This is a genomic window from Azospirillum sp. TSO35-2, assembly GCF_003116095.1.
GTDB lineage: Bacteria > Pseudomonadota > Alphaproteobacteria > Azospirillales > Azospirillaceae > Azospirillum.
The window spans coordinates 780095-796828 of record NZ_LGRA01000008.1; the positions used below are offsets into that span (position 1 = coordinate 780095).

General features: G+C 67.0%; 16 protein-coding genes. 4 read left to right on the forward strand and 12 right to left on the reverse strand.

Going from position 1 to position 16734, the window contains the following annotated elements:
• Positions 1-13: 13 nt before the first annotated feature.
• Positions 14-940 (reverse strand): transcriptional regulator GcvA, encoded by a 927-nt coding sequence (gene gcvA / locus TSO352_RS04995; RefSeq protein WP_109106222.1) that lies wholly within the window; start codon positions 938-940, stop codon positions 14-16.
• 144 nt (positions 941-1084) lie between these two features.
• Between gcvA and TSO352_RS05000 the strand changes: the two genes are divergently transcribed.
• Complete coding sequence (locus TSO352_RS05000; protein ID WP_109106223.1) at positions 1085-1861, forward strand: SDR family NAD(P)-dependent oxidoreductase; 777 nt, start codon at positions 1085-1087, stop codon at positions 1859-1861.
• A 31-nt stretch (positions 1862-1892) separates the two neighbouring features.
• On the forward strand, positions 1893-2174 hold the full coding sequence (locus TSO352_RS05005; protein ID WP_109106224.1) for a hypothetical protein: 282 nt from the start codon (positions 1893-1895) through the stop codon (positions 2172-2174).
• Between the two features lie 461 nt (positions 2175-2635).
• On the opposite strand, the gene TSO352_RS05010 is transcribed toward TSO352_RS05005, so the two are convergent.
• On the reverse strand, positions 2636-3589 hold the full coding sequence (locus tag TSO352_RS05010; protein ID WP_109106225.1) for a LysR family transcriptional regulator: 954 nt from the start codon (positions 3587-3589) through the stop codon (positions 2636-2638).
• 103 nt (positions 3590-3692) lie between these two features.
• Between TSO352_RS05010 and TSO352_RS05015 the strand changes: the two genes are divergently transcribed.
• A complete protein-coding gene (locus TSO352_RS05015) occupies positions 3693-4895 on the forward strand; it encodes an MFS transporter (protein WP_158284523.1) in 1203 nt (400 codons plus the stop codon).
• 95 nt (positions 4896-4990) lie between these two features.
• On the opposite strand, the gene TSO352_RS05020 is transcribed toward TSO352_RS05015, so the two are convergent.
• The 4 genes from TSO352_RS05020 to TSO352_RS05035 form a co-directional block, all read right to left on the reverse strand.
• Entirely contained in the window at positions 4991-5173 is a 183-nt protein-coding gene (locus tag TSO352_RS05020; protein ID WP_109106227.1) for a hypothetical protein, read from the reverse strand.
• Positions 5174-5299: 126 nt separating this feature from the next.
• Entirely contained in the window at positions 5300-6283 is a 984-nt protein-coding gene (locus TSO352_RS05025; RefSeq protein ID WP_199231487.1) for a hypothetical protein, read from the reverse strand.
• 37 nt (positions 6284-6320) lie between these two features.
• Positions 6321-7244, reverse strand: coding sequence for a radical SAM/SPASM domain-containing protein (locus tag TSO352_RS05030; RefSeq protein WP_158284524.1), 924 nt, complete (start codon positions 7242-7244; stop codon positions 6321-6323).
• A 2-nt stretch (positions 7245-7246) separates the two neighbouring features.
• Positions 7247-8497 carry a hypothetical protein gene (locus TSO352_RS05035; protein WP_158284525.1) on the reverse strand — a complete coding sequence of 417 codons (1251 nt, stop codon included), beginning with the start codon at positions 8495-8497 and terminating at the stop codon, positions 7247-7249.
• A gap of 294 nt (positions 8498-8791) precedes the next feature.
• Here TSO352_RS05035 and TSO352_RS05040 point away from each other — a divergent pair, with 294 nt between their 5' ends.
• Positions 8792-9601 (forward strand): sulfotransferase domain-containing protein, encoded by an 810-nt coding sequence (locus tag TSO352_RS05040; protein ID WP_109106230.1) that lies wholly within the window; start codon positions 8792-8794, stop codon positions 9599-9601.
• A 6-nt stretch (positions 9602-9607) separates the two neighbouring features.
• On the opposite strand, the gene TSO352_RS05045 is transcribed toward TSO352_RS05040, so the two are convergent.
• From TSO352_RS05045 to TSO352_RS33145, 6 genes are read right to left on the reverse strand one after another with little or no spacing between them, the layout of a single operon-like run.
• Entirely contained in the window at positions 9608-10390 is a 783-nt protein-coding gene (locus tag TSO352_RS05045; RefSeq protein WP_109106231.1) for a class I SAM-dependent methyltransferase, read from the reverse strand.
• Positions 10387-11490, reverse strand: coding sequence for a DegT/DnrJ/EryC1/StrS family aminotransferase (locus tag TSO352_RS05050; protein WP_109106232.1), 1104 nt, complete (start codon positions 11488-11490; stop codon positions 10387-10389). Before TSO352_RS05050 ends, TSO352_RS05045 begins: the two co-directional genes overlap by 4 nt.
• 31 nt (positions 11491-11521) lie before the next feature.
• The gene (locus TSO352_RS05055; protein ID WP_109106233.1) at positions 11522-11980 is read right to left on the reverse strand and encodes a hypothetical protein; all 459 of its coding nucleotides are present in this window, start codon (positions 11978-11980) and stop codon (positions 11522-11524) included.
• Complete coding sequence (locus tag TSO352_RS05060) at positions 11977-12738, reverse strand: methyltransferase, TIGR04325 family (RefSeq protein WP_158284526.1); 762 nt, start codon at positions 12736-12738, stop codon at positions 11977-11979. Before TSO352_RS05060 ends, TSO352_RS05055 begins: the two co-directional genes overlap by 4 nt.
• Positions 12738-14036, reverse strand: coding sequence for a glycosyltransferase family 1 protein (locus TSO352_RS05065; protein WP_158284527.1), 1299 nt, complete (start codon positions 14034-14036; stop codon positions 12738-12740). The genes TSO352_RS05060 and TSO352_RS05065 overlap by 1 nt, the downstream gene beginning before the upstream one ends.
• A gap of 14 nt (positions 14037-14050) precedes the next feature.
• Positions 14051-16300 (reverse strand): glycosyltransferase, encoded by a 2250-nt coding sequence (locus TSO352_RS33145; RefSeq protein WP_158284528.1) that lies wholly within the window; start codon positions 16298-16300, stop codon positions 14051-14053.
• Between the last annotated feature and the right edge of the window lie 434 nt (positions 16301-16734).

Below are 16734 nucleotides of genomic sequence, written 5' to 3' on the forward strand. Positions count from 1 at the left end.
CGGCGCGCGCCCTTTATGCCGGTCGACTCTGCGCGGAAGCCTCCTCCAGGAGCCAGTCCCGAAAGGCCGCCAATCTCGGCAGGCTGGTGCATTCAGCTCGATAGACGACGTAGTAGGCCAGCACCGAGGCGAAGTCGATGTCCGGAAAAAGCCGGACCAGCCGGCCGGCGGCGAGATCGTCGCGCGCCATGACGCTGCGGGCGAGCGCGATGCCCTGGCCCTCGATTGCCGCCTGCAGGACGGCTGCGGAGTTGTTGATCTTCATGCCGCGGGTGGTCGCCGCCTCCGCCATGCCGGCTTTGCGGAGCCAGGCGTCCCAGGTTGGAAAGCCTGTGTGAGCGTCCATCGACAGGTCATGGATGAGGGTTTCCAGCGCCAGGTCGCCCGGATTGCGCAGCCGTCCGGGCTGGCGCAGCAGCGCGGGCGAACACACCGGGTAGACCTCCTCGTCCATCAATTTCTCCGCAACCAGCCCTGGCCAGTTGCCGGCGCCATAGCGCACGCCGATGTCGATCCGCTGGGCAACGAAATCCACCGGCTTGAGGCTGGTCTCCAGCCGGACGTCGGTATCCGGCCATGCGGCCTGGAAGCGATCGATGCGCGGCAGCAGCCATTTCGCGGCGAAAGCGGGACTGACCGTCACGGTCAGCACACCGCTGGTCGCCCTTTCCTTGAGCCGCTCCAGCCCCAGGGTCAGCCTGTCGAATCCCGCCCGGATGTCCGGCAAGGCACGTTCGGCGGTCTCGGTGGGGATGAGCCGGGCGCGCCCGCTGGTGCTGCGGTGGAACAGCGGAGTGCCCAGCCAGTCCTCCAGCGTGCGGACAAGCTGCCCCACGGCGGCCGGCGTGACGTTGAGTTCGGCCGCGGCAGCGGAAAAGCTCTGGTGACGGGCACTGGCTTCGAATGCGCGCAAGGCGTTGAGGTGAACCGGGGACTTCATATCGATAAAGTTTTTCTTCTAGTGCGCGGCATTTTATCTCGTTTGCGGCTTGGGGGAAAGCTCGGAAGAATGGCGCTCATACACGGTGCGTCGGCCGAATCTCGATGGTCCGGCGCCGCCTCACTCCATCGACAAGGTAAGGCCATGAATAGCTTTTCTTCCAAGGTTGCCATCGTGACCGGTGGCGGGTCCGGCATCGGCAAGGAGGTCGCCGCCCGTCTGGTACAGGCCGGCGCCAGCGTGGTCATCGGCGGCCGTGACGAGGCCAAGCTGAAGAAGGCCGCCGCGGATATCGACCCCACCGGGGCGAAGGTGCGCATCCATGCCGGCGACATCGCCCGGCCGGCCACGGCGGCGGCGCTGGTCGAATTGGCGACCCGGGCCTTCGGCGGCGTCGACATCCTCGTCAACAATGCCGGTGTCTTCCGTCCCAAGGCATTCCTTGAGGTTGACGAGGCCGAGTATGGCTGGTTCCTCGACACCATCCTCAAGGGCAAGTTCTTCATGGCGCAGGCTGCCGCCAAGGCGATGCAGCAACGCAGCGGCGGTGCCATTGTGCAAACCGGATCGTTGTGGGCCTTGCAGGCCATCGGCGCCACCCCGTCGGCCGCCTATTCGGCCGCCAACGCCGGTGTCCACGCGCTCACCCGCAACCTCGCCATCGAGCTGGCGCCCCTGAACATCCGCATCAACACCGTGGCGCCGGCCGTGGTCGAGACACCGGTCTACAACACCTTCATGACGGACGAGCAGGTCAAGGACACCCTGCCGACCTTCAACGCCTTCCACCCGCTGGGGCGCAACGGCCAGCCGGCCGACGTCGCCGAAGCGATCCTGTTCCTGGCCTCGCCGAACGCGTCGTGGATCACCGGCACCGTGCTGCCGGTCGACGGCGGCGTCATGGCCGGCCGTCAGGCCTGAACCCGTCTCTTTCTCCCATAGGAGCATCGCCATGGTCTATCTGCAGATCACCCTGAAGATCGCCGAAGCGAACCGGGCCGCAGCCGCCAAGGTCTATCAGACCTACAAGGCTCCGTTCCTCGACACCATCGCCGGCGCCACGTCGAAGGCGTTGCTGGTCCGCGACGAGGACGTGCAGGTCCTGCATGGCTTCGACAGCGCGGCCAATGCCGCCGCCTACCTCGAGAGCGAGCTGTTCAGCGCCGATGTCTACGGCTCCCTCCAGCCGCTGCTCGAGGACGTCCCGGACGTGCGCATCTATCAGGTGGCGTAAGGCAGGTGGCGTAAGGCTCTCCACCGCCGGGGTGTAAAGGACGAATGGAGTGGTTCTTCCGCATTTTGCGTAATGCCGGTGGCGCCGGACCCCAGGGATGGGCACATGAGGTGAACATCGCAGCGGATTCAATTCACCGTGACAAAGCGCCTCCTCCCCAGGAGCCCCAACGGTTTCTGCGTCGAGCATGTTCTGCCGGAGCCGGACCGCATCACCATCTTCGTCCGCCCTCGGCACCCGTCAGCCCCCTGCCCGCGTTGCCACGCGCTTTCGTCGCGCGTGCACAGCCGCTGTATGTGCTGGGGGTGGACGAGTGGGCGTATGGGGCGTCGTCATAGCGACCCCATACCCTGCCCGGTGCCGGTGCTCCAAGGTCAACTTGACGGCGCCCGATCATGACCTGTCGGCCGGATTGCGCTCGTCCTGGTGACCGAACCACCCAGTCGATGGCCTCTGCCTGCTCACCCTCCGGACTTGGCGCGGGAGCCGACAGACCCTGCTGAGGCAGGGGCGGCTGCGACCTCCGCCAACTGGCGGCGCAGCCAAATATGGCCGGGATCGGCGTGGTTGCGCGGGTGCCAGGCGGCATACAAAGAAAATCCCCGCGCGTCGAACGGCAGGTCAAACATATCAAGCCAGTCGGTGAGACGGCTGACGAAGCGGCAGGGCAGGGTGCTGACATAGTCGGTGGTCCGCACCATCATTGCAGCCTGGAAGCACTGCGGCACCGTCATCACCACCCGGCGCCGCCGGCCGATCGCCTCCAACTGCTCGTCCATATAGCCATAGCGGTCGCCGGCCGGCGACACCAGCACATGGTCGAGTGCGCAATAAACCTCGAGGTCGAGAGGGGCGGTGCCACGCGGATGTCCCTTGCGCTGCACCACCTTGTAGTTCTCCTCCACCAACAGCCGCGCTTTCATCGTCGGCGGAACCGCCCGGTTGGAGCCGATCTGAATGTCCAATTCACCGCTTTCCAATTGCGACAAGATCTGCGCGACGCTCGGTGTGCGGAAGGACAGGTGGATGCCGGGACCGGCGGTACCGCTCAACCGCTCCACCAGACCGCAACCGAACAGCACCATCGCGTTGTCGCTGGCGGCGATGGTGAATACCCGCTCCGCCGTCATCGGATCGAAGGTGGAGGGGCGGGTAATTGTCACCTCCAGCGCCTTCAGGGCGGTGTGCAGGGGCGCTTGCAGGTCCAACGCACGGGCGGTGGCGATCATGCCGCGGCCGGTGCCGGCCGGCACCAGCAGCGGATCCCCGAACAGGGCCCGCAGCCGCGCCAGTTGTGCCGACAGGGCCGACTGGCTGATGCCAAGCTTGTGTGCGGCGCGGGTGACGTTCAGTTCCCCCAGCAGGGTGTCGAGCGAGACCAGCAGATTGAGGTCAATGCCTTTCAAATCGGTCATGAGTGATCCATTACAGATATACGTCGGATATCAGGAATCGATTTCATTTATACCATGGATACGGCTAGTCACGGGGATGTTTTGTCGCTCACAGGAGATCGCCATGACTGTCCACTCGTCGCCGGCCCGCTCCGCCGCCCTCGCGCTTCGACTGCTCAGCCTTGCCTATTTCTGGATGGGGACCGGCGCGCTGGCGGTGGTGGGGGCGCTGCCGGTCATGGCCGGATCGCTGGGCCTGAGCGAGGGGGCGGTGGCCTTCCTGGTCTCGGCCTATTCGATCACCTTTGCGGTGGGCGCGCCGATCTTGCAGGTGATGGTCGGGCATCTGCCGCGTCGGACCCTGCTTCTGTGCGGGCTGTCGGTGATGGCGGTCAGCGCGGTGGGAACCGGACTGGCGCCCAACTATCCGGTTCTGCTGGCGATGCGGGTGCTGGCGGCCCTGGGGGCTGCCGCGGTGGGGCCGGTGGCCTCAGCAATGGGCTCCGGTTTGGTACCGCCGAGCGACCAGGGCAGGGCGTTGGCGGTGGTGTTCAGCGGCATGACTGTTGCGCTGGTAATCGGGGTGCCGCTCTCCGCTTGGGGTGCGGCGGTGGCCGGCTGGCGGGTGCTGTTCGTCGCGATCGGAGTCTTGACCGCGTCTGCCGCCCTGCTGATCGGACTGCGCATCGCCGACCGCGTGTCGGGGCAGAGGGTGCGGCTCGGCCATTTGCTGGACGCTCTGCGCAGCCCGGCGATCGTCGGCGGGCTTGCGGTGATGGTGCTGGAAATGGCCGGGCTGTTCGCCACCTACACCCTGATCGCGCCGATCCTGCACGACCAGTACGGCGCCGATGCCGGGACCGTCTCGCTGGCACTGCTCGTCTACGGCGTGGCAGGGGTCGGCGGCAACCTGGTCGCCCGCCGGCTGGGCGACCGCTGGGCTGCCGAAACGCTGATCGCCGCCTCGCTCCTGGTGATGGCCGGGGCCTTCCTGGCGATGCGCCTGCTGCCCGGCCACATCGCGGCGGCGCTGGTGGTTCTGGTCGCCTGGGCGCTGGCCAGCGACGTCTTCATGCCGTCGCAGCAGCGGCGCATGGTCGAATTGGCGCCCGGTCTGCGCGGGCTGGTGCTGGCGCTGAATGCGTCGTGCATCTATGTCGGGATGGCGGCGGGCTCCTTCGTCGCCGGCAGCACCTCCTCGCTGTTCGGGCTGGAGGCGCTGCCCTATGCCTCGGTCCTGCTGATCCTCCTCGGGCTGGGGGCACTCGGCCGATCGCGCGGCGCGATGAAGAGGGAAGACGCCGCGGCGGAGGACGCTGGTGTATAAACCGCCGAAGTTGACCGGTGCCAGGGTGTGAAACAGCGCGCGGCTGGAACCCTGTAATGTCCATTATCAGCAACGCCTTTCCGTGCCGATCGGCGTCAGAACCCCACGCCGATCGGCAGATCGCGCAGGCTCAGCTTGAGCCGGAGCCGGTTCAGCACCGAGCCGGTGCGCTCGTCGAAACCGCGCCCACACTCCCGGCAGCGGAAGCGGCGGTAGCCGTGGGCCGTCCAATCCGAACGCTCCGTCGTCGCGGTCGAAGAGCCGTGTGGACAGTGCATCGATCACCTCCGGAACCGAGGTGATCCTCTACGCCAGCCCCGCGCTGTCAAACACGCTGGCGCAAAGGCTGACAGAACCGCCAGGGCCACCTCCGGGGCAAGCGATCCACCGCCCTCTCCCCGTGGTCACCCGCGGCGGCCTCCCATCCGAGCCTGCCAATCCTGGCTGTAGATCGGTCCATGGCTGGCAAGCGGTGCAGTCCGGCCGGTTTCCAGATCGAGCACCGGCATGTCCGCGATCAGGGCGGCTCGATCCACTCCCCCCACATAAGACAGGCTCCCGTCCTCCGCCCGGGATTCCCGGAAAAGAGAGGGGCGTGCGCTCCGATCCCCGATCGACAGATGGGAGGTAAGCTCGGCACGGACGAAAAAGGCATTGTGGCCGGCCCCATTGCTGCCGACCAGCGCATAGCCCTTGCGTGCTGCCGCCTGCTCCAGCGCCCGGATCGAGGCGCCGAAATAAAGCCAGGAGGGGTGGGCGATGGAGCGTTGGAACGCGGGATCGTATGGGATCGTCAATGCATGCACGTCACCCAGGACCGCATTGTATTCGCATATCACGATGTCCGGGCGAACCACGTCGACAGCATCGAAGACCCAATAGTCATTGCCGTCGATATCGATGCTCAGCAGACCGATTTCGCCGCCATGGCCGCCGCGTGACAGCAGGTCGTTCACGTTTTCTTTCGTTATGAAAGCCGACTCTGCGGCCAGATCGTGTTTCCAATAAATCTCGTCGTTCCTGATCGTCTCGATATGCGTCACATTCGCATCAAGGACGAGTCCTCGCCAGTTCCGGTTGCGCATCAGATAGCGCGTGTTGCTCTCCGTATAGTCCTGAACGCCGAACTCGATGAAGCTCTCGGAGCGGACCGGAAGGTTCTGGATCAGCCATTCGATGATGCCATCCTCGCCGGTCTGCGAGAACACCGTGAACTCGACGTCGGACAGGTGGGGAATGCTCTTGCGCATGCGCAAGGACTCGCCCAGAGCGCGGGCGGTCAGAAGAAGCTGACGCTCTGCCGAACGCTGCTGCTGACGAAAATGGTCCCAGGCCAGGGCACGTCCGGCACGGAAAAGAGGAACCATCTCCTCCAGTTGAACAGACATCGGCGGTGTCCTTTCTGCGTGTCGTGGCGGATGCGGGTCAGGCGCGAAGATAATCGCAATTGCGGCACAAAGGATTGGAGACGCGGTTGTCCAGGAATTCCCGGCGCAGCGACCGCATCGGCGCGCCGTTCCAGATCTCCTTCAACGACTGCTGCGCCACATTGCCCAGGACATAACGCTTGTCATAGTCGTAGCAGCAGGGCACGACGTCGCCGTCCCAGGTGACGGTCAGCCGGCTCCATGGGAAGCGGCAGGTGACATGGTCCTGCTGCGGCGGCCGGTTGCCGGCAAGGACGTTCACGTCCGGCGCATTGCCGTCCCAGGTGACGAACTCCTTGGCAAAGAAGGCGTCGACGCCTTCCAGGTTCGACCAATAGTCCCGCTTCCGGGCGATGCTGTCCCCGTTCAGGCCGAAATCGATCATCGAGACGATGACCTGGACCTTGGATTTGAAGGACTTCTTCAGCTCCAGGAAATCGAGGAGGTTGCGGACCGAGGCGTCGTACGCGCCCGCAACGCCACGAATGCGCTCGAACGACGCATCGTCATGACCATCGATCGACAGATAGAGCTTGGCAGGGCGGGCGCGCAGCAGCGCCAACGCCGTCGGCCGTTTCAGCATCAGCGGGTTCAGCGAAAGGGCGGTGAACACGCCGCGCGCCGAGGCGTAGGCGACGAAGCGGTCGAAATCGGGATGAACAAGGCTTTCGCCGAAATGATGCAGCCAGCAATCCGCCTGCGCTGCCTGTTTCGGGTTCTCCCGGACATAGTCGTCGATCACCTGGCGGAACAGGCCGAAGTCCATCAGCCCCTGCGGGCGCGTCATGTTGCCGGTGCGCGCGCACATGACGCATCTGAAGGGACAGCGGTTGGTCAGCTCGATGTTGAAGACCGAGAAAGGCGTGTCGAGAACCGTCGGGTCGGCCGGCGTCTCGGCAATCGGGGGGCGGAGTGTATCCATCGTCAAGTCGGCACGCCAACGCCGGCAACGCCGGGCGGGGCGTCGAACCCGACGGCGGCGAGCAGCGGAACCAGCGCCTGCCCGAGCGGTCCCAGCAGCCGCAGCGTGGCGGCGACCCATTGGGCCTCGTCCTTCACCGCCGCGCCCACCAAACGGCGGGCTTCCTCCGCGGCGTCCAGCTCCAACAGCGCCCGCGCCCGCCCGAGGCGGGGCAAGGCAAGGCAGGCGAAGTCCCCGCGCTCGCCGTTGAAATCCTCCAACGCCGCCTGCGGCCGGTTCCAGGCAAGCCTGAGCATGCCGCGGAACACGCGCCCTCTGGCTGTATCGGGATCCTCCAGCCGGCCCCTGTCGAACGCTCGGGCGGCGGCACCGAGGTCTCCGGCACGGATTTGCACCAGCCCCCGGATCATGAGCGCCCAGCCCATATCGGGATTCTTCATGCGGACGGCGTCGCAGGCGGCCATCGCCTCGCGGAGCCGGCCGTCCAGCAGCAATGTCTGTGCGATCATCAGGCCGGCCCACCATCGCAGATCGTGCCCGCTCTCCCAAACGCGCCGGTAGGCCGCCAATGCGGCTTCGGTTTCGAAGCGCAGTCGGTGATATTGGCCAAGCACATACCAGGACGGCATCCGGTCCGGCGCCAGGATGATCGCGGCCGCCAGCTCCCGTCTCGCTTCGTCCTGCCGGTTCAGCAGAAGCAGGGAAAAGCCCCGCTGATGGTGAAGGCCATAGCGGTCCCGCGCGTAGGGCGCCGCAAGGTTGCACCAGCGCAATGCCTCGTCATGACGGTCGCGGAGTTGACCGGCCAGTTCGATGATGAGGTCGGGCAGACGAGCGGCGGCGGTGTGCGGGCTGGCGGCAAGCGCATGAGCGACGAGAGCGAGCGCATCGTCGCTCATTCCGCCGTTCCTGGCGGCCTCCGCCTCATCGACCAGCGCCCGCGCCACGGCATCCGGGTCGCCGCCATGCGCCAGGACGGATCGCGCACGCTCCAGGTCGCCGGCCTCCCGCAACAGGCGGTTCAGGCGCAGCACGGATGCGTAACGCCCCGGATCCACCGCGACCGCAAGCTCGAACGCCTTCACGGCGGCACAGCGGTCTCCCGAAGCCTCAAGCGCCAGACCTATCTGGTGATAGTAATGGGATTGGGTGGAGCGGCGGATCTCCTCCCGCCAGTCCCTGACGGCGATCCGGTCGAATTCCCTCTCCTCCTCAGCGAAGGCATTCGGGAATGACGATGCCGGTCGGATCATCCGCGTCCTCGTCCCCCGCCGCCGCAACATTAGACACCGAATGCTGATCAGTATAACAATTCTAATACATCAAAGCAATTATCCTGCCCAATCAAAGTGTCGGAAACCACAACTGGCGGCGTTTTTCATGCTGAGAATTCAGAAACGTGAGGTTGTAGGCGTGCGAGCCATCATGGGAGCTGAACCACGACTCTGCAAACCCGGAGGGTGTTGCGTATCCGGCCTTTCTGATCTTGCCGGTGACGGGGTGGGTTGCGGGGTGGGTTGGGGTGCGATGCGGGGAGACGTCGATCCATGCGGGACTTGATCAGTCTTTCGGCCTTCCCGAAGTCGGGAGTCACCTATCTCGGGTTCCTGATGTTTCACTGCCTGTTCGGCGACGCGGCCGCGATCGGCGACCTCGAAAAGAAATACGTGATCGACATTCACGCATGGCCGGCGATGCCGTTCGCCGTGCCGGAGGGGCCCCGGATCGTCAAGTCGCATTTCCCGTTCGGACCGGACCGACCCTGCGTCGGGCGGACGGCCAAGGCGGTGTATCTTATCCGTCACCCCGTCGACGTCATGATGTCGGCATGGGATTACCGCCGGTTCCTGAACCCCGACGACGGGGAAGGCGGCCCGGCCGATGGCCCTGCGTTCCGTCAATTCGTCCATGGCTGGCTGACGACCGGCGGGGCGGAGTTCGAGGTCGCCGGCCCCTGGCTCCAGCATGTCCGCTCCTGGCTGGACCAGCGCGAGATCCCGGTGCATCTCGTCACCTACGCCGATCTGGTCGATCACCCCGACCGCGAACTGGCGGCCATCCTGCGCTTCCTCGACCTGCCGGTTCCGGTGGACCGGCAGGCAATGGCGGTGGAACGCAGCAGGATGGCGGCGATGGCCGCGCTGGAGGCGGAGGAGGTCCGCAACCGGCGTGACGGCGTTTTCTACCGGCCGGAACTCGCGCGCAGCTATGAAGGCCGTCGCCGCTTCATCAACAAAGGCCATCGCGACTGCTATGCCACCCTGCTGACCGATGAGGAGCGGGCGTTGGCCGACCGGACCTTCGGTGCCGAGCTGTCGGCCTACTTCCCCGGCAGCGCCGGTGCGTCGGCGCGCTGACCGGCGTCACGGCAGGGCTCGTGCGATGCCGATCACGGTCCATGTGGTCTCGTCCGGCTCGCGGCCGATGTCCGGGAAGGCGCGGAGCGCCTCCAGCCGGAAGCCGCAGGCGGCAAGCGCCAGGTCGAGTTCCCGGTCGAAGAAGAAGCGCATGGCATGCGTCTCCCGATCCTCGCCGACAACCCGGTCCCCCGCGAGCCTGAGCACATGGAAATCGATCCGACAAATCTGGGCACGGATGTCGAGTTCCGACCGCGTGGTTCTGAAAATCCGCTCGTCCGCATGGGAAATCGACCGCACCCGATCTCCCGGCCGCTGGGCGAGGACGGCGGGGCCGTACCAGATGTCGAAAAGAAAAAGGCCGGACAGCGGCAGATGGCGGCGGACCGAGGCCAGGGTGGCCAGCAGCGCGTCGTCGTCATGCTGGTAGCCAAGCACGGCGAACATCATGATCGCGGCGTCAAAGACCCGGCCGAGGCGAAGCGTCCGGACATCGGCCTCGATGAAGTCGGGCGCGGCAACCGCCGCTGCGGCCATCCCCGCCGACTTCTCGCGGGCGCGGGCGAGCATGGCCGGGGAACGGTCCACCCCCGTCACACGCAGCCCACGCGCCGCCAACGGCAGGGCGTGCCCGCCGGTCCCGCATCCAAGGTCCAGGACGCTCGCGACGGGGCTGTCCGCATGCATGGCGAGCAGATGCGCGATCAGGTCGCTTTCACCCCCGTAATCCTTTTCGCCATACAGCGCGTCATAGACCGCGGCGTAGGCCGGTCCGAAAATCCCGCTCATGCCAGCACCCTCCGCACCGCATCGGCGGCCAGTTCCAGCTCGGCGTCGGACAGGGCGAGGCCGGACGGCAGGTACAACGCCCGCCGCGCCAGCCGTTCCGCCACCGGATGGCGCTCCCCCCGGAACAGGCCGCGCTCCAGCAGGGCGGGCTGTTCATGCATGCCGAGGAAGAAGGGGCGACTGTCCACCCCCAGGTCGCGCAGGCGGACCGCGCATTCGGCCGCGTCGAACGGCACATCGTCGTCCAGCACGATCCCGTACATCCAGTACACGCTGCGCGCCCAGGGCCGCTCGACCGGAAGCGCGAGCGGCAATCCGGCCAGCCGCACGCCATACTGCGCGGCGATGCGACGCTTGCGGGCGATATGGTCCCCGATGCGCTCGACCTGGGCCAGACCGACGGCGGCCTGGAGATTGGTCAGTCGGACATTGACTCCCAGCTCGGTGTGAAGGAAGCGCCGGTCGCGGCGGAAACACAGGTTCCGCAGCGAGCGCAGCCGGTCGGCGAGGATCGCATCGTCGGTGGTGACCATGCCGCCTTCGCCGGTGGTGACGATCTTGTTGGCGTAGAAGCTGAAGCAGCCGAGCGTCCCCAGCCCGCCGCAGCGGCGTCCGCGGTATTCGGCGCCGTGCGCCTCGGCGGCGTCCTCGACGATGTGCAGCCCGTGCCGCTCCGCCAGCTCCCACAGGGGGGCCATGTCGCAGGGATGGCCGAAGAGATGCACCGGCATGATGGCGCGCGTGCGCGGCGTGATCTTCGCCGCGACCTGATCGGGGTCGAGGCACCAGGTTTCAGCGTCGCTGTCGACCAGGACGGGAACGCAGCCGGCCTCGAGGATCGCCACCGCGCAGGAGATGATCGTGCAGCTCGGCAGGATGACCTCCGACCCGGGTTCCAGATCGAGCGCGCGCATGGCGAGCTGGAGGGCGGCGGTGCCGTTCGACACGGCCACGCCATGCGCCGTGCCGCAATGCTCCGCCCAGCGGCGCTCGAATTCCGCGATGAACCTCCCTTCCGAAGAGATCCAGCCGGTCTCGACGGCTTCGCGGACGTACTCCAGTTCCTTGCCGTCCAGCAACGGCTCGCTCACGACGATCACGGAGGCCCTCCTTTCCACCGGCCGGCGGTGCTCACTGTCCGTTGCGGTCCGGGGCACGATCCGGGGCCATCACGATCCGCTCGGGTTCGGCGCCGTCGAAGCAGCTCTTGTCGGCGGCACCGGCGAAGGGCCCCTGCTTGACCTCGACCATCTCGACCTCCTCGATCACCTGGAAACCGTGCCCGCCCGACGCGAGAAGGATGACGTCGCCGGCCTGCAGAAGCCGGCTGTGCAGATAGGTCCGGCCGCCGTCGTAGAAGTCGACCCGCAGAATCCCGCGCCGGATCAGCAGGACCTCCTGGGTGTAATCGACCTCCCGATGCACCGGGTTGTGAAGATGCGGCGCGATCGTTTTTCCCGCGGGGTGGCGCATGAACGCCAGCTGCTGCGAAAAGCTGGACGGCGTGAAGAAGGTGATGCCGGGCTCGCGGAATTCCGCACGGACGATGATCGCCAGGGTGCGGCCGTCATGGTCGATGGTCTCGATCATAACGATGGCATCCGGGATGGGACGGGGCGGCGGGACAGCAGCATGCCGATGAACGACACCTCGCTGCCGTCGTCCAGCCCGTGCCGTCCGTCGAATCCGTCGGTCCAGCGCATGACGGTGCCGTGCGTGGCGTCGATGATGCGACGCCAACGCTCCTCGGAAAAACACCAGTGCGGCACCGACACCCCGGCCTGGAGAAGCCCCAGATCCTGCACCGTGCAAAGGTCGGCGGTTGCAGGCGCCGCCGCCTGCCGGACGGGAAAGCGGTTCATCACCATGTGGCGGTGCGGCCGGCGCGCCAGCCGGGCGAAGGCCGCTTCCGGATCGGCCAGATATTGCAGCACGCCCGAGACCAGGATCAGGTCGTGCTCCCGGTCCTCCAGCGCGTCCAGCGAGTCATGGAAGCGCAAGCCGTCGCCGGCGAACCGTTCATTGCCGGCCTGGGCCAGGGCCGGGGTTTCCACCACGTCCCAGTCCAGCCGAACGGCCTCCCCCAGGATGGCGGACAGCACGGCATGCCCGTTTCCCAGCCCGCCGCCGAAGTCGCAGACGCTCAGCCGGCCGTCGAAGCCTCCCCCGCGCATCGCTCCGGACAGAAGCGCCGCGGCAAGCTGCTGGAACAGGGGCGTGAGAACCCCGTCCCAACGGAAGGCCGACCGCGCCTCCACCAGCCTCGCCACCACCCGCGGGTCGTCGTAGGTCTGGGTCCCCGGCTGGGCGGCGGCATGGTCGCTGTAAAGGCCGCTGAACAGGCCCATCACCCCGCTCCCCCGCCGCCTTGCGGCCATGCGATCGGGTAGGCGGGGGTGCGGCGGGTGCGGACACGGTCCACCGCCTCGTCCAGGACGCTTCGCAGCAGCGCCAGGAAATCCTCATGCCGGTAGCCGGCGAGGCGGCGGGCGCCGTTGGCGGCCAGCGTTTCCGCCAGGGCGTCGTCGTGCCAGAGCGTGCGCATGGCGCCGGCCAGGGACTCCGCGTCACGCGGGTCGATGTAGAGGGCGCCGTCGTCGAGCTGGCCGCGGATGCTGGGCAGGTCCGTGACGATGACCGGCCGGCCGAAGGTCCAGGCTTCCAGCGGCGGCATGTTGGTGGGACCGAAGAAGGTCGGCATGACCAGCCCGGCCGACAGCGTATAGAGCGCCGGCATGTCGCGGTCGGGCACGAAGCCGAGATAGTGGATGCGGTCGCGCACCCCCAGCTTGTCCGCCAGGGCCATCACATCGATGAAGGTCCGCGCCCGCCATTTCTCCGTGTAGCTTCCGGCGAACACGACCCTGATGGCCTCGTCCCCATCATCGGCAAGACGGGCGAGCGCCTCCACGATCAGGCGGTGGTTCTTGTGCATCCAGAACTGCGCCGGATAGAAATAATAGCGGTTCGGCAGTCCGTAACGCCTCCGGACCCTGGCCATGTCCGTCTCCGTCGGCGGACGGGACCGGCGGACCGGTGGAAAGAAGGGCAGCACCCGGATGCGGTCGCCGTCGATCAGGTCGCCGTAGAAGCGAAGCACGTCCTGCCGTCCCGCCTCCGAATCGACCAGGACCAGAGTGGCGTAGCGGCAGATCGTCCGGTAGGCTTGCTCCCGCAGGGCGGCGATGCCGTCGGCGCTGACCTCGGGGAATTCCGGCTGGAGGCGGTGCTGCAGGTCATGGATCGGCACGATGAAGGGGACCAGCGCCTCCGGTCCGATCAGCGACGGGTGGAGGGTGAGCAGAAGGTCGATGTCCTCCTCGCGCAGGGCTTGTCCCATGGCGGTGTTCAGCACGATCTCGTCCGGCGGGGGCGGCGGGCGACCGCCCTCGCCATCGGTGGACAGGTAGGATTCGGGCGGTCCCTGCTGGATGTCCAGATCGCCCAGCGGCAGGATCGGCATCCGGCCATAGTGGAGACGGCGGGACTGCAGGATCCCGCGCAGGCTTTCGCCTGCGGGATTGACGCAGACCAGATCGTAGGGAACATGCGGGGTCAGGTCCGACAGGGCGTCCAGCAGCGACGCCTCGTACTGGAAGCCGCCTCCTGCCGATGCGGGAAATCCTCTGTAGACACCGACGCGCATGGTCGCACTCCCCTTCAGGCCGGATGCACGGATGCGTCCCGCAGCCTCTGTGACGCCTCCGACCGGATATGCCGCACGATGAATGGATAGGCGTTGTAGGGATCGGCGATGCCGACCCGCAGCAGGCGCTTGGCGATCTCCGAGACATATTGGCTGGAGATGATGACCGTCGCATCGCGGAGCGCGTCGGCGACGGCCTCCGGTGTCGTCACGGTCAGGTCCCACGCCTTGCCCTTGCGCATCCCGTCCAGAAAGCCGGCCAGCGACAGGTTTTCCCATTTGCCGAGCGCCATCTGCAGGATGCGCCCGCCGCGCGACGCGCCGTAGAGATAGATGGGCCGGTCGCCGGGAAGGGCCGCGAAGTCCGAATCCCGGCACAGGCGCGGCAAGCGCGCGGCGAATTTCGGATCGAAGTCGAAGTAGCAGGTCACCTGCTCCGGGAGCGGCGGCGGTCCGACCGTGGTGGCGGATGGGACGGGCATAAAGGCGGTCAGGCGGCAAAGCCGCTCCTGCTCTTCGGCCAGCCCGGCATCCGCCCGGTCGGCAGCGCGCATGGTGAGCAGGCCGCTGCACCCCAAGGGCGCCTGCGCCGCGACCCGATGGGCCAGGAAGGCGGCCGCCGCGCCGCCAAGCTCCGGATCGCGGCGCAGCATGGCTTTCAGGCGCTCCCGCCGCACCAGAAGGCTTGCCGGATGCAGGGTGGCCGCGGTGGATGCGGGGTTGGTGGCGTCGACGGCGTCGAAGCCGATGGCGGTCGGCCGCAGCTCCGCCTGGTAAAGCTCCACCATCTCTTCCGGCAGCATCGGCTGGAGTGCCCCGCCATGGACGCCGTCCACGCCGAGGTTCTCCGCCGCGGCCAGCAGCGCCGCGACGTGGTTGGGAAAGGGCCGCGCCCCGGGAGGCAGGATGCCGACCCACTCGGCCTCCGTGGCCCGCAGCCCGGCCCACAGGCGGGACCCCGACGACAGTGCGTCGGCCGTCGGCAAGACGCGCAGGGAGGCAAGCCGGCGGACAAGCCTGTCCGGCACGGTCTCCCCCATGCCGTCGGGCAGGACGAGCACCACGCCAACGGGGCCGGCCGTCTGCCCGGCCACCGCTTCCAGCCGCTGGAGGGCGTCGTCCCAGCCGCCCTCATCCACCGGCAGCACCAGATCGACGGGAACCGGCGGCGCGCCGCTGCGAACAGGCGTCAGGCCAAGCCTCGGCCGGGCGTCCGCGACGAGGTCGGGGAGGGGATCGAACAGCACCTCGAGGCTGAATTTCTCCAGGAAGACCGCCTGCGCGTCCCGCGCCATCGCCCGTCCGCGCGCCGGGTTGGCCCGCGCCCAGGCGACATGGGTAAGGATCTGCTCGGCCGTCTCCAACTCGCCGGCGGTCGTGTCGACATAAAGGACGCTGTCGCCAAAGGCATCCATGATGAAGGGATGGTGGCCGGCGATGGTCAGCGCCCCGGCCGCCGACAGTTCGAAGATGCGCATGTTCGGAATGCCGGCTTCGACATGCGGCTGCAGATGCAGGCATAGCCCCATCCCGCAGGCATTGGCACGCTCGATCACCGAATGCCCGTCAAAGGGCAATTCGCCGGTGAAGGCATCGGCCAGATACTCCCACCGGTCGCGGCGGCCGTGCAGCGCCAGCACGCCGGCCTGCGCCAGCATGCTCAGCATCAGAGGAAAGCGCCTGCCGTCCCAGTTGGAGCCGATGTAGAACAGCCGACTGTCCGGACCCAGCTTCGGCTCCAGCGCCAGTGCGGGAGAGCTGGGATACATCGGGGCGGTCAGCAGCGGGCGCGCGGTCGGCCAGAACAGGTCGGCCATCCGCTGCCGCATCCCCTCGTTGACGGTGAGCCAGCCGTCATAGGACCGTTCGTTCTGGGCGAAGAACCGGTGCGAAGCGTGGAGCTGCGGCGGGTTCCAGTCGCACGCCATGGTCAGGTGCCCGGTCAGCTTCGGTGTGACCTGCGGATGCAGCGACACGACCAGGTCGGGGTTGAAGGCGTCGATCTCCGCCGCGCGGCGGACGATAACGGCCTCCCAGCCCTTGGTGTCCAGGGCGGACAGCATGCGCAAGGACAATTCGCGTTCGGCCCACTCGGCCTCTTTGGCGAAAGGTTCGAACAGCGCGACGCGCAGCCCGCCGTTCGGGTGCATGCCCGTCACCGCAGGCCCCTTGCGCCGTCCACAAACGGAATCGTGACTGAATGCATCGGTCGCATGAACGGGGTGCGCTCTCAAGCTCTTGGGCCAGATCGGCAGCCGGGGCAACTGCGGGTGTACAAACATGCTCAGCATGGGATGTTAACAAAATCTGAATATACGAACAGTCTTCCCTGGGCTTCAGCGTGAGGGTGGAATCCATCGCGGGGCAGCGGTGATCAGGCGATCTTGCGGGAGACGGCCACGGCGAGCTTCGGCGCAGGCAGAATTCGATCGCGCTGGCTGCGTCCGATCAGAGCCTTGTGCCTGGACCTCGCCACCTCACCGAGAGATCACCGACCGTGGTGGACCGCCCGTTGCCGGCCCAGCCGGCCATCCTCCGCGACAATCTGGATTGGCGGTCGCGCGCGGCGGGATGATCCCCTCGTTGGCCTTGTACGGCATCGGGTGCGCGGCGACAGCGGAACCTGCGACGAAAAACGACGGGCTGGGGAAAAAAGCGCTTGCGCGGTTTTTCCGGCCGGCCTATACACCGCCTCCCG

Coding starts and splice junctions, on each gene's coding strand:
- TSO352_RS05055 (WP_109106233.1), bottom strand. CDS start 11,980: ATGATCGAGACCATCGACCATGACGGCCGCACCCTGGCGATCATCGTC.
- TSO352_RS05015 (WP_158284523.1), top strand. CDS start 3,693: ATGACTGTCCACTCGTCGCCGGCCCGCTCCGCCGCCCTCGCGCTTCGA.
- TSO352_RS05020 (WP_109106227.1), bottom strand. CDS start 5,173: ATGCACTGTCCACACGGCTCTTCGACCGCGACGACGGAGCGTTCGGAT.
- TSO352_RS05065 (WP_158284527.1), bottom strand. CDS start 14,036: ATGCGCGTCGGTGTCTACAGAGGATTTCCCGCATCGGCAGGAGGCGGC.
- TSO352_RS05045 (WP_109106231.1), bottom strand. CDS start 10,390: ATGAGCGGGATTTTCGGACCGGCCTACGCCGCGGTCTATGACGCGCTG.
- TSO352_RS05000 (WP_109106223.1), top strand. CDS start 1,085: ATGAATAGCTTTTCTTCCAAGGTTGCCATCGTGACCGGTGGCGGGTCC.
- TSO352_RS05030 (WP_158284524.1), bottom strand. CDS start 7,244: ATGGATACACTCCGCCCCCCGATTGCCGAGACGCCGGCCGACCCGACG.
- TSO352_RS05040 (WP_109106230.1), top strand. CDS start 8,792: ATGCGGGACTTGATCAGTCTTTCGGCCTTCCCGAAGTCGGGAGTCACC.
- TSO352_RS05010 (WP_109106225.1), bottom strand. CDS start 3,589: ATGACCGATTTGAAAGGCATTGACCTCAATCTGCTGGTCTCGCTCGAC.
- TSO352_RS05005 (WP_109106224.1), top strand. CDS start 1,893: ATGGTCTATCTGCAGATCACCCTGAAGATCGCCGAAGCGAACCGGGCC.
- TSO352_RS05060 (WP_158284526.1), bottom strand. CDS start 12,738: ATGGGCCTGTTCAGCGGCCTTTACAGCGACCATGCCGCCGCCCAGCCG.
- gcvA (WP_109106222.1), bottom strand. CDS start 940: ATGAAGTCCCCGGTTCACCTCAACGCCTTGCGCGCATTCGAAGCCAGT.
- TSO352_RS05025 (WP_199231487.1), bottom strand. CDS start 6,283: ATGTCTGTTCAACTGGAGGAGATGGTTCCTCTTTTCCGTGCCGGACGT.
- TSO352_RS05035 (WP_158284525.1), bottom strand. CDS start 8,497: ATGATCCGACCGGCATCGTCATTCCCGAATGCCTTCGCTGAGGAGGAG.